Below are 12637 nucleotides of genomic sequence, written 5' to 3'. Positions count from 1 at the left end.
ATCACATAAGAAAGGTTATATAAATGAGTGACAGCGTTCAGATAAATCAGCAATCTACTTTATCTCACTTGGATAGTGATGGTGATATTACCATGGTCGATGTCAGTGGCAAGACAGCAACGACGCGAGAAGCCAATGCCACTGGACAAGTACGCTTTCCCAGTGAGATTTATGGGCAGATTAAAGCGGCTGATGGTATGACCAAAAAAGGCAGCATCACGCAAACAGCTCATATCGCTGGTATCATGGCGGCCAAACGCACTCATGATCTTATACCGCTTTGTCATCCACTACCGCTAGATAAGATAGGCTTAAGCTTTGAGTATAACGACGCGCTTAGTAGTATCACGGTCAGTGCTGCAGTCAAGGTCACGCATAAGACAGGGGTTGAGATGGAAGCGTTAACAGCGGTTAGCGTTGCCTGCTTAACTATCTACGATATGACTAAAGCACTATCGCATGACATCGTTATAGATGATATTCATCTGGTTAAGAAGACAGGTGGTAAGTCAGACTATAGTCATGCTTAAAGTGATAAAATTGCAGAGTGCGTCGTCAATCAATCAATGAATTAATAAAAATGTGCTAAGTGCCAAGCAAGGAAGCGTGCATAAGAGGGAGAGGGTTATGAGTGCTATCGATATGACAACTAATATCGAATCAACGATGAATATTAATGTCATGTATTTTGCCAGTTTGGCTGACGAGGCCAATTGTCAGCAAGAGACAGTAAGCGTACAACAGGATACGTCATTGACTGAACTATACGAACAGCTTAGTCAAAAGCATCGCTTTAGCCGTCCGCAGTCGGAGCTACGAGTCGCAGTGAATGACTACTTTGCTAAATGGACTGACCAGATAAATGATGGTGATAGCGTGGTTTTCATCACGCCAGTCGCTGGTGGTTAGACAAGCGTTTATTAGTGTCCATTTTGTCAGTAGCTATTCAGTGGTTACAAAGAGAAAATAATAAATAGAGAAGAAAAATGACCGACAACGTCCACGATCATTCAATGAGTATCAAACGTAGTGCTGACGAGGCTTACCTTATCGCTGAGCGTGATGGTTTTGCGCTATTAGATATTGCTATAGATGAAGATAGACTAAAAAGTACGTTAGATAATGACAGCTGCGGCGCGTTTGTTTGTTTTGAAGGGCGAGTGCGCAACCATAATAATGCCGCGAGCGTTGATAGCCTTACCTATTATGGTTATGAGGATTTGGCCATCAATCAAGGCCGCGCCATTATAGAAGAAGCCAAAAAGCGTTTTGAAATTACGCATGCTATTGCGATACATCGTATCGGTGCGTTAGAAATTGGCGACGTGGCTGTGTGGGTTGGGGTAGTGTCAGCGCACCGTTATCCATCATTTGATGCTTGTCGCTGGATATTAGATACCATCAAAGCAGACATTCCTGTGTGGAAGCAAGAATACTACGAAGACGACTCGTCTAAATGGCTCAGCAATAATGGTTAAGTCATTAGTTGCTGTCTGTGTATCTGCTTGTCTGCTATTGTCACTAAGTGCTTGTACGCAAGACAAAGACGCCAATACGATGCTTGCTGGTGATACCACTGAACCAGCCCGGACTTTGCGTATTGCCGCGGCTGCTAACTTATCTGATGTACTACCTCATATTATTGATAGCTATCAGGCTGATAACAGCTCATCTGCCCAAAATGTTTCAAGTATCTCAGATATTGAAGTTACTTATGCCTCTTCTGGTAAGTTATATGCGCAAATCAAAGCAGGGGCACCATATGATATATTCTTGTCTGCCAATCAAGATTTTCCTGCTAAATTGGCTGATGAAAATTCAGCTAGTGCTATTAACGAAGATAATAAGCTAACCAAGCCTTTTACGTATACCAGAGGTCAATTAGCACTCTATAGTGTCACCAAACCTTTAAACGATTTTACGCCAACATCGCTAGGTGATGTGTTTACCAGCGTTGACTTTACTCAGGACAGCAAGGTAGCTATTGCGAACCCTGACCTTGCTCCTTATGGTGCCTCTGCAAAAGCCTATCTGCAATCACAAAATATGTACGATAAGTTAAATGCTCAAAAAAGCTTAATACAGTCAGAGAATATCGGTCAGGCATTTCAATATGCGCATACAGGTAGTGTGGACTATGGGTTTGTGGCACAGTCTCAGCTTGTTGCGATTAAAGCCAAGCCTGAGCAGTTTATCACTTTGCTGCCAGCGTCTTATCCAGCTATTTTACAAGATGGCATAATCGTTAATAACACCGCTCCAGCAGCAGACTTCACCGACTACCTGCGCTCAAAAGCAGGGCAGCAGCACTTCTTACAAGCAGGCTATCTGGCCGTCCAGTAATACGTTAGACTAAACCCTCTCATCATAGAACGAGCAGTGACATTATATGATCGACCAGTCTCTTATGTCAGATATGCTCAGTCCATTTTGGGTGAGCATCAAGCTCGCTTGCGTGACTACCTTATGTCTATTGCTATTTGCAACGCCTATCGCTTACTGGTTGGCTAAGCCGAGCCGTATAAAAGTAATAGGACGTCTTAAGGTACTGCTCATGGGCATCATTGCGATGCCTCTGGTGCTACCACCTACCGTGATTGGTTTTTATCTATTGTTACTGCTCAGTCCTAGTGTGGGTATCGGTAAATGGTTGAGCGAGCATAATATTAGCCCGTTGATTTTTACCTTTGAAGGTCTGGTCATTGGTTCCATTATTTACTCATTACCGTTCTATATACAGCCAGTTTACGCACAGTTTTTGCGTATTCCACAAAGTGTCACAGAAGTTGCTCATCTCTTAGAACCAAGTCGTATGCGACGGTTTATGAAAGTGGCTTTACCGCAAGCGCGGGTGGGTATTATTTTGGGTAGTTTGGTAAGCTTTGCTCATACCATCGGAGAGTTTGGGGTTGTACTGATGATAGGGGGCAGCATCTCAGGTGAGACCAAGGTAGTATCGATTGCGATATATGAGCAAGTAGAAGCGCTTAACTATGAAGCAGCGCACATGATGTCTGGTATTCTGATTATTATGGGTGTAGTGATGGTAGCGTTAATCGCTAGCGTCAGCCGAATAAGTCAGCGTCCATAGCACTGAAATATTTGTATGAGAGTTAAGACGTGTTAGCTGGCGCAGTAGCTATATAAACAATGTCCAAGCAGAATATACAGACACAAAAAAACCTCAAGCAATCTAATGCTTGAGGCGAAACTTGCTTAAACTTAACAGTTTAAATTCGTTTTAAATATGGCGCAGCGGACGGGACTCGAACCCGCGACCCCCGGCGTGACAGGCCGGTATTCTAACCAACTGAACTACCGCTGCTTAGGTCTCTTAGCTTGTTTAGCCACTTGCTAAAAAGTGGTGGGTGATGACGGATTCGAACCGCCGACATTCTGCGTGTAAGGCAGACGCTCTACCAACTGAGCTAATCACCCTTCGAACAATTGCTATGCAATTTATTCAACATCAACTGAGCTCTTAAGTTTGTCACTAAGCTCCGTTGCTGTGGGTGTGTATTATATAGATTTACAGTTGGGTGTCAAATATTATTTTAATATTTTTAGAAAATAATTATAAATCGCGCTTGTAATCTATCAAAAATAGCACTCAAGGCTATGTATTGCATAGCATTTCTAAAAATACACTTATTATCATTATTTGTTGTTTAGAGGTGAAAAGCTACTGTACTATGGATGCTTTATTCGTTGAACACGGTTGATGGAGGCCAATATAAATACTTTTACTATTAAAGATACTTTTACCAGCTGGACATGGGGAGACTTAGCGGGTCTAGGTTTGGTACTACATATTGTACTTATGATAGTAATGACGCTGCGAGTGGTTTCTGTGCAGCGCAATATTGGCGTGTCTATCGCTTGGGTTGCGGTGCTTTACACGTTGCCAGTATTTGGTTTTATTGCTTATATCCTGCTCGGTGAGCCGATGATCGGACGACGCTATCGTGAACGCGTAGATCAAGCCAGCATCTTGATGAATGATATGGCAAGGCGTGAGCATCTGATTTTTGATAAAGGGCAAGACTTATTACCAACCAACTACCGCGGTGTTAGCCAAATAGGAACGCGCTGGACAGGGTTTGGTGTATTTCCCAACCATCAAATGCAGCTGTTGAACGATCCTGCTTCGATTTTTCAGCGTTTGATTGAAGATATCCACGCCGCCCAGCGTATTGTCCTCATGGAGTTTTATATTGTCTATCCAAAAGGACAGGTGCTAGAAGTCATAGAGGCACTGTCTGTAGCGGCTCAGCGCGGCGTAGAGTGTCATATATTGGCTGATAGTGTGGGCAGCTTTAGCTTTATTAATAGTAGCGTGCATCGCAAATTAGAAAAAGCAGGGGTTTATGTCCATCAGTCATTGCCAGTAGGACTGTTTAAGACGCTATTTAAACGTTCTGATTTGCGCAATCATCGTAAAATGGTGGTTATCGATGAACATATTGGCTATATCGGCAGCTTCAATCTGGTTGATCCAAGGTTTTTTAAGCAAAATAAAAACGTTGGTCAATGGATTGATGTGGCGCTACGAACGACTAGCCAGCACTCAATTAGTATCAATACAGCGATGGCCAAGGTAATTGTTACCGATATCGGTGCTGAAAGTAATGACAATCTTGCTGAACTGCATCAGCGGGTTAATAATTACACTCGTAAGTTATATGTGATGCATCCGACCATCAATGATCTAAATAGCCGCGTGAAGGTATTGGCGGATACGATTGATAATCATGAGCAGCCAGATATAGGTGCCACCTCGATTGTCGTACCAAAGATGCCTGTCGTGGACAAAGTCTTGGCGCAGCTAATACCTTCAGCACCGCAGCTAACGGCTCATGTGATTTACAATACGTTAGTTTCTGTGATTCATCGTGCCAATAAGCGCATTCGCATTACCACGCCTTACTTTGTCCCTGATGAATCCCTATCGGGCGCGCTGACGATAGCGGCTAAGCGCGGCGTTGATGTGACGATTATTGTTCCTGAAAAAGTAGACTCGTTTCTGGTACAGCACGCTTCTCAGGCTTATTATCAAGAGTTGTTGGATGCAGGGGTAACGATTGCATTGTTTAGAGGTGGTTTGCTACACGCAAAAACAGTGGTTATCGATGATGACTACTGTTTATTTGGCACCGTCAATATTGATATGCGCAGCTTTTATTTAAATATGGAAGTCAGTTTGGCGATTTATACGCCAGAAATGGTTGCCCAAGTAGCGGACTGTCAGGAAGTCTATTTAGAAAACTGCCGAATCTTGGATAGTGATGAGTGGCAACAGCGTCACGGATCAAAACGCTTGTTTGATAATGTCGTGCGCTTGTTCAGTCCTTTATTGTAGCACTCGGATTTTTAGGGTAAGGTAATCTACCAGTATCGTTCTATTATTTTAGTAGTAGTAGCAATCTTATAGCCTATGCTTTTTTGGTTTATCTATCTGTAAAGAGGACTCGCCTTTCTATGTCTGCATCACCTTTAACGCCACTGGACTATATTGCAGAAGGCTACTGGCAAGATTTCTTAGCTAGACTTCCTATTGCAGGCGGTATCGCCTACGAAACTGAGCTGCGCGCTTGTACGCTAGATGAGTCGCTTGAGAGTTTACAGCGTATCGATACGCTATTGTCCCAAGTGCGCCGAGATATGATCAAGAGTGGTATGTGGGAAGAGGCGACGCTGCTGGTCGATGAGCGCTATCGTAATTTTATGGTATTTTTGGCGTTTTATGCAGGTCGTGTATTGGCGCAGCAGTGGCAAAGCAAGCCACATTGGTATGGTCAGTTTGAGCTGCGTAAACGTTACCCTGAGCTAACGTTGATCACCGATGATTTTTATCAGCATATGGCAGTCGGTTATGATGATAGCGTGGTTAAAGAGCGCTTATTTTTTGCACTAGAGCCAATAGGGCTGCGTCTGTTTGGTCATATTGATCGGCAGTTTGACGCGGTACAAGGTGGGCATGTAGAGAGTGGGCTGTATCAAGCGATTAGCCTTAGACTACCAACTATTTTAAGTAACGACGTTCATTCAGTGCCTGAATTAACAGCGGATAAAGTAACAACGCATAAAGCAACCACTCATCAAGTCACTGAAAGCATCGTTCCGAGCGCAGATTTAAATACGCATATCGGTACTATCCAATTAAATGCTCCTCTTAACAAGCCAGAGGAAGTATCGATAGGAGCTGAGCATAACCAAGCAAACGTAGTGCCTCCTGAGTCTGAGAATTCAATAAAGCCTGAGCTGACTAAAGTAGCGCAACCAACGGCTAAGCCTGCGTCACCTGTAAAAAACACATCAACGCCAGAGATGTTTACGCAACTGCTCGTAGAGTTAGATGAGATAACGGTGCCACAACCAACTGGTGATGTGCAATATAAGCAAGCACGCAAAGTATTAGATCAGTTCGAGCAGCATATTGCCAAACAGAACAAACCTCGTCGCCAAGTTATATTTTCAGATAATCATATCGCAGCAAAAAACAAAGCGTTGCTATTACTACAAGCGGCTGCTGAAGATGGTAATACAGCGGCTATGTTACGTTTGGCCATGTATGAATTGTTAGGTGAAGGTTTGACAGCGGACAGTGACAATCAAAAAAAATCTGGCGTAGATTGGGTTAATCAAGCCGCCAGCAAAAACGACAGCCGTGCTCAGCGTCTACTCAGTAAAATGTATTATCAAGGAGTAGGGGTGTCTCAAGATATAGATAGCGGTAAATACTGGTTAGAGCAAGCAGCGGATAATGGTCATGCAGAAGCGGCCAATCTGGTCAAGCAATGGCAGCAAGCAGATATGCTGCTGACCACACAGAAGCAAGAGCAGCATAGCACCAAGCGTTATCAGCTGTTAATCGGCGCAATCATCGCAGTCGCTTTATTGATAATAATCATTATCTAACAATCATTATCTAATAACTATTTACTCAGTAACTTTTTAAAAGCTTATTGTTACAGCTTAAATTCAGGTAGAATTGGCGCGCTTTACCTTTACCCTTTTATTGTTTGATTCATAACTAATTTGGGCTGTTCCATGCCATCATCTAATACCCCGTCTGACCACTCTGCAAATCCAATTGACCCTGTATCATCGCCTAGTCGTGCGGTACATGAGACACCTTTATATTATCAGTCTCTTATTGGGCTGCTAAAGCCACTATATCGTCTGCAAGTATGGCGTCGATCTCATAAAAACGAAAACTATCAGCAGGAAATCGATCAGCGTTTTGGCAGGCAGTATCCACCGCGTCCAGTGGTCAATGCTGATAGCGATAAAGGGGTGATTTGGTGCCACGCAGTCTCACTAGGTGAGACCAATACGGTCGCGCCTTTACTAGATATGTTATTGGCTAATGGCTATCAGATATGGTTGACCAATACGACTCAGACAGGTTTTGCTCGTGGCGCCAGTCGTTTTGCAGAAAAGATAGCTCAGGGTCAGATGAGTCATAGTTATGTGCCAGTCGACAGCCCTGCTGTTATCGAGACTTTCTTAACGCATGTGCAGCCGATCGCTGCACTGTTTGTAGAAACAGAGCTATGGGCAAACATCTTGACCAAATTATCCCAGCACCGTATTCCAAGTATTCTAGTCAATGGTCGACTATCTGCTTCTTCTTTTCAGAGCTATCAAAAAATTGGTGCAGTCAGCGCCAGCATGATGAAAAATCTTTCTTTAATTATTGCGCAAGACAGTGACTCTGCTAAACGCTTTAGGCGACTAGGGGCTAGTAGCGCCCAAATTCGCGTAGCAGGCTCATTAAAGTGGGTAATCAATGCGTCCACAACTAATGACAAAGCGGTAGAAGATAACAGTATTCATAGTAAGAAAGCTGATCTGCGAGCAGAGTTTGGTATAGCAGATCGTCCTGTGTGGGTAGCTGCGAGTACTCACGATGGCGAAGAGGCAGCAGCGTTGTCATTGCAGCAGCAACTACTGTCTCAAGCCACATTAGCAGATACGCTGCTTGTTATCGTCCCTAGGCATCCTGAGCGTTTTGATGCAGTAGCAGATCTCATTCAAAAAACTGGGTTAAACATGGCTCGGCGCAGTGATGGGGAAGCGATTGATGCAGACACTCAAGTCTATCTAGCAGACAGCATGGGTGAGATGATGACTTGGTATACATTGGCAAATGTAGCATTTGTGGGCGGCTCGCTGGTAGATATTGGTGGGCATAATCCAGTGGAGCCTGCAAGTGTGGCAACGCCTGTACTGATGGGGGGTTACACTCAGTCTTGCCAAAGCGTAATAGACAAATTGGCTAGCGTAGGCGCTGTATATCAGCCAAGTAATGACTTCTATCGTCCAATCGAGTCAAATAGCTCAAGTAGTTCGGATGCACAGATAGTCAGTGATGAGCAGTTAAAGGCGAATAAAAAATCCTCTCGTAAGAAAACAGCTTATAACCGTGAAGACGCTGTTAGCATTTATATGCAGCTAGAGACTTGGCTAAGTAATTTGCCATTAGCCGCGCAGGCAGGGCTAGCTGGCGAGCAAATGACGATACAGCAGCAAGCGGTACTGACCCGTCAATTTACGATGATTGAAGACGCTATCGAGATGTCTTCCAACCAAGATAGCTTATGAACTGTATATTATTGCCCGCTGAAAACTTCTCATCAGATACAGCAAAAATCGATTCCTTGTCTCAAGTCAGCCATGTGACTAAAGTGCTGGGCGCGAAAGTCGGTGATACGCTTAAAATTGGCCAAATCGGCGGCAATCTTGGTACTGCTGTTATCGAAGATATTACCGCTGACAGCATTCAGTTAAGTAACGTTCAGCTCAATACTGTGCCGCCAGCCAAATTAGATTTGACTGTCATTTTGGCGTTACCGCGTCCTAAAGTGCTACGGCGTTTAATCATGGATATGACGGCGCTTGGTGTACGCGATATCATTCTTATCAATAGCTATCGTACTCAAAAAAGCTATTGGCAAAGCCCAATGCTTGAGCGGATAGACGAGTTTGTATTAGAAGGTCTGCAACAAAGCATCGATACGATTGTTCCTAGTATTACGCTACAAAAACGTTTTAAGCCATTTGTTGAAGACACACTTGCAAGCCTAATGAACAATCGAGCGATTGTCGCGCATCCTTATAGTCAGCAGTCATTTTCTGAGTTTTTACAACTACAACCATCACGAGAGCTACCGAGTATAGTCTGCATAGGTGCTGAAGGTGGTTGGATTGACTATGAGATAGAGATGCTGTCGGCACAAGGTTGCACGCCTGTACATATAGGCTCTCGTATCTTACGTACAGAAGCTGCGGTCAATGCAATTTTAGGGCAATGGCTCCTTTAGATTGACACTAAAATGCGTCGCCAGACCAAACTATTGAAAGAACTGGGCCGCTAAAAATAGCTCTTAAAAATCAATGCTAAAGACTCATCACAGGTATATTTGCCAGTTAAACAAATGTATTGATAATTAATCTCACTTCCATTAGTATGTTGCTTTGATATATTATGGCCTGATTACTGCTAGCGCTTAGCAAGTCAGCGTTATAATCACTGTTATTTTGTCTCACCATCCGTCTTACTTTTTTTATAGCATTACTATGGGGAAAACCATGTCATTAAACGCTATCAGCGCTAATCTAACCTCTACGAAGCTTATCTTACCTGCAGCCGTATTTGGCATGATGTTGGGTTTGGCGGGTTGTAGTAATTCTTCAACCACAGAAGAGAGCGTAGAAGTAGAGTCAACAGAAACAGGTGCTGAGCAGCAAGCAGCAACTGACGAAGCTATGACTGCTGATGGTCAGACAATTACTATCTACTCATCACGTAATGAGCAGCTGATTAAGCCATTGTTAGATCGCTATACTGAGCAAACAGGCGTAAAAGTTGAACTGGTTACAGACCAAACTGGGCCTTTGATGGCGCGTCTAAAAGCTGAAGGTCAGAATACCCCAGCTGATATGCTATTGACCGTTGATGCTGGTAACTTATGGCAGGCTGCAGAGCAAGGCCTATTACAACCAGTATCATCTACTGTATTAGAAGCTAACGTCCCTGCAAAATACCGTGATCCAAAAGGTCAGTGGACAGGTCTGTCACTACGTGCACGTACTATCTTTTATGACCCAAGCAAAGTCACTGCTGACCAGCTATCTACTTATGCAGATTTAGCCGATCCAAAATGGAAAGGCAAATTATGCTTACGTACTTCTAAAAAGGTCTATAACCAATCGCTTGTCGCTAGCATGATGGAGCATTTGGGCGAAGAGAAGACCGAAGCAGTTATTAAAGGGTGGGTTGATAACCTAGCGACTGATGTGTTCAGTGACGACGTTGCGATGTTAGAAGCTATCGCTGCTGGTCAGTGTGAAGTGGGTATTGCCAATAGCTACTACTATGGTCGTCTATTGGACGAGAAACCAAACTTCCCTGTTAAAATATTCTGGGCAAACCAAGATACGACTGGTACGCACGTAAACATCTCAGGCGCTGGCGTGGTTGCAGGTTCAGACAATCCAGATGGTACGCTTAAACTGATAGAGTGGTTGTCATCTGATGAGGCACAAGGTCTTTATGCCAGCTCTGACAAAGAATTCCCAGTAAAAGTAGGTATCGATGAGTCAGACATGCTCAGATCATGGGGCGAGTTCAAAAAAGATGATATCAATGTACAGAAATTCGGTGAACTACAAACTCAAGCTATCCAAATGATGGATAAAGCGGGTTATAAATAAGGGGTCGCCAGTAATACTGATACCAATCTCAAAACCATAACTTTTAGACAATAGTTCTCAAAGCACGGCTTTTAAACAACAGCTTTTAAAGAATAAGTTCAAAGGTTAGTCGTTACAGATCAGTTATTCAAGTAATGACGATTTTGAGGTTGGTATAAGCTTACAAGGTCTCTATACGTATGACACGGTAATGATAATATGATCACAACGCCAGATGCGTCTGTTAGTCAAAACGATACTGTCAATAACGGTGTTAACGACCAGCAGACTGTCAGCCAAGACCATGCCCTTCGTAAACGTATTATCTCGAAATCAGTCTTAGGGCTGATTTCGTTGTTTATGCTAGTACCGATTTTAATCGTGCTGCTGTCGTGGACACAGCCAGTGGCAGAGATTTGGACACACATGGCAGACTATGTACTGCCGCAAGTGCTCAAAAACACGGCGATTTTATTGCTAATGGTGACTGTTGTTTCAGGCACTATTGGTACTGCTCTGGCTTGGGTGACTAGTATGTATCGTTTCCCTGGTCAGCGTTTCTTTTCGTGGGCATTGATGTTGCCACTTGCCATCCCTGCTTATGTGTTGGCATTTGTCACTATCGGCATTGTTGACTTTAGTGGGCCGCTACAGACAGCTCTGCGCGATTCTGGTATTAGTACTGCTCTACCGTCGATAAGGAATGTATGGGGCGCAGGCTTGGTATTATCGCTAGCGTTTTATCCTTATGTATATTTGCTCGCGCGTCAGGCATTTTTGTCGCAAGGCAGGCGAGCGATAGAAGCGGGGCAAATGCTAGGTTTGAGTCGTAGCCGTGTATTTTTTCGTCTGGCGCTACCACAAGCATTACCGTGGATCATTGGTGGCTTGCTGCTAGCCAGTATGGAAACCTTAGCGGATTTTGGTGCAGTATCGGTATTCAATGTCGATACTTTTACTACCGCCATTTATAAAGCATGGTTTGGTTTTTTTAGTTTGACCACAGCGGCTCAGCTAGCAGCCTTGCTCATTGGTGTGATCTTTATTGTGGTATTGTTTGAGCAGTATTGGCAAGCGAAGCGTGGTAGCTCACTGACCCAAGGTAGCAGCCAGCGCTTTGACGCTAGCAAACCTGCCAAATTCGCCATGACACTGCTGTGTACGCTGATCTTTCTGGTCGCCTTCTTAATTCCTTTCTTACAGCTTATCTATTGGACAGCACTGAATTTTCGCCAAGATTTTGATGCACGTTACATTGATTTTGTCACCAATAGCCTCATGATTGCTAGTATGACCACGCTATTTATTGCTTTTTTGGCCATTATTATTGCGTGGATCAAACGGCAGTATCCTGATAAATCGACTAAGCTAATGACCACTTTAGCCAATTTAGGCTATGTCGTACCGGGGACTGTATTGGCGGTAGGGATATTTATACCTATTGCGTGGCTTGATAATCAAATGATTGCCTTTGGTATCACCTCACAGCAAGTGCTTTCTGGCAGCGTCATTGTTATGCTACTGGCGCTATCGACGCGTTTTATGACAGTGAGTTTTCAGCCAGTTGACAGACAGTTGCAGCGATTGACAGTCAATCAGGAGGCTGCCGCAAAATTACTGAGCGACAGTCCTTATCAGCGCTGGCGTCATGTGATGCTGCCTGTGCTTAGCCCTGGCGTATTGACTGCATTATTGATGGGTTTTGTCGAAGTGATGAAAGAGATGCCCATTACGCTGATGACACGGCGTCAAGGCTGGGATACGCTTGCAGTACGAGTGTTTGAAATGACGAGCGAAGGCATGTGGGGACGAGCCGCTTTGCCGAGTTTGCTAATCGTGCTGGTTGGTTTGCTCCCTGTTTGGATATTATTGCGTCAAAGCGACAAACACAGTTAGTAACAACAAAGCTAATAGCAATAATTTGACATAAGTTTAACAG

Annotated in this window: 11 protein-coding genes and 2 tRNA genes; 11 read left to right on the top strand and 2 right to left on the bottom strand. The window is 43.9% G+C overall.

The features are described 5' to 3' along the window. The first annotated feature begins 23 nt into the window (after positions 1–23). From moaC to modB, 5 genes are all read left to right on the top strand, one after another. Positions 24–530, top strand: a complete 507-nt coding sequence (gene moaC, locus ACQKCG_RS01885) for a cyclic pyranopterin monophosphate synthase MoaC (RefSeq protein ID WP_427584975.1) — start codon at positions 24–26, stop codon at positions 528–530. A 97-nt stretch (positions 531–627) separates the two neighbouring features. Then, positions 628–909: a MoaD/ThiS family protein gene (locus tag ACQKCG_RS01880; protein WP_057759069.1), complete on the top strand. Its 282-nt coding sequence runs from the start codon at positions 628–630 to the stop codon at positions 907–909. Between the two features lie 77 nt (positions 910–986). Beyond that, positions 987–1478 (top strand): molybdenum cofactor biosynthesis protein MoaE, encoded by a 492-nt coding sequence (locus ACQKCG_RS01875; RefSeq protein WP_427584974.1) that lies wholly within the window; start codon positions 987–989, stop codon positions 1476–1478. Further along, the gene (modA, locus tag ACQKCG_RS01870) at positions 1471–2343 is read left to right on the top strand and encodes a molybdate ABC transporter substrate-binding protein (RefSeq protein ID WP_427584972.1); all 873 of its coding nucleotides are present in this window, start codon (positions 1471–1473) and stop codon (positions 2341–2343) included. Before ACQKCG_RS01875 ends, modA begins: the two co-directional genes overlap by 8 nt. 46 nt (positions 2344–2389) lie before the next feature. Beyond that, entirely contained in the window at positions 2390–3091 is a 702-nt protein-coding gene (modB, locus tag ACQKCG_RS01865; protein ID WP_201555886.1) for a molybdate ABC transporter permease subunit, read from the top strand. A 157-nt stretch (positions 3092–3248) separates the two neighbouring features. Here modB and ACQKCG_RS01860 read toward each other — a convergent pair. Together ACQKCG_RS01860 and ACQKCG_RS01855 are read right to left on the bottom strand one after the other, a co-directional pair. Then, positions 3249–3325 (bottom strand) — tRNA-Asp (locus ACQKCG_RS01860). 37 nt (positions 3326–3362) lie between these two features. Beyond that, a tRNA-Val gene (locus ACQKCG_RS01855) sits at positions 3363–3438 on the bottom strand. 283 nt (positions 3439–3721) lie between these two features. On the opposite strand from ACQKCG_RS01855, the gene ACQKCG_RS01850 reads away from it, so the two are divergent. From ACQKCG_RS01850 to ACQKCG_RS01825, 6 genes are all read left to right on the top strand, one after another. Then, positions 3722–5359 carry a cardiolipin synthase gene (locus ACQKCG_RS01850; protein ID WP_201555885.1) on the top strand — a complete coding sequence of 546 codons (1638 nt, stop codon included), beginning with the start codon at positions 3722–3724 and terminating at the stop codon, positions 5357–5359. 119 nt (positions 5360–5478) lie between these two features. After that, positions 5479–6918 (top strand): tetratricopeptide repeat protein, encoded by a 1440-nt coding sequence (locus ACQKCG_RS01845; protein WP_427584970.1) that lies wholly within the window; start codon positions 5479–5481, stop codon positions 6916–6918. A gap of 132 nt (positions 6919–7050) precedes the next feature. Then, the gene (locus ACQKCG_RS01840) at positions 7051–8607 is read left to right on the top strand and encodes a 3-deoxy-D-manno-octulosonic acid transferase (protein WP_102094344.1); all 1557 of its coding nucleotides are present in this window, start codon (positions 7051–7053) and stop codon (positions 8605–8607) included. Then, positions 8604–9326: a 16S rRNA (uracil(1498)-N(3))-methyltransferase gene (locus ACQKCG_RS01835; protein ID WP_102094345.1), complete on the top strand. Its 723-nt coding sequence runs from the start codon at positions 8604–8606 to the stop codon at positions 9324–9326. Before ACQKCG_RS01840 ends, ACQKCG_RS01835 begins: the two co-directional genes overlap by 4 nt. 268 nt (positions 9327–9594) lie before the next feature. Continuing rightward, a complete protein-coding gene (locus ACQKCG_RS01830) occupies positions 9595–10719 on the top strand; it encodes an extracellular solute-binding protein (RefSeq protein ID WP_102094346.1) in 1125 nt (374 codons plus the stop codon). A 198-nt stretch (positions 10720–10917) separates the two neighbouring features. Further along, entirely contained in the window at positions 10918–12594 is a 1677-nt protein-coding gene (locus tag ACQKCG_RS01825; protein ID WP_102094347.1) for an ABC transporter permease, read from the top strand. Positions 12595–12637: the final 43 nt, after the last annotated feature.

The sequence above is a fragment of the Psychrobacter sp. NPDC078929 genome, assembly GCF_050267985.1.
GTDB lineage: Bacteria > Pseudomonadota > Gammaproteobacteria > Pseudomonadales > Moraxellaceae > Psychrobacter.
The sequence above is the reverse complement of the archived record's forward strand: the minus strand, read 5'-3'. Positions and strand labels throughout refer to the sequence as shown.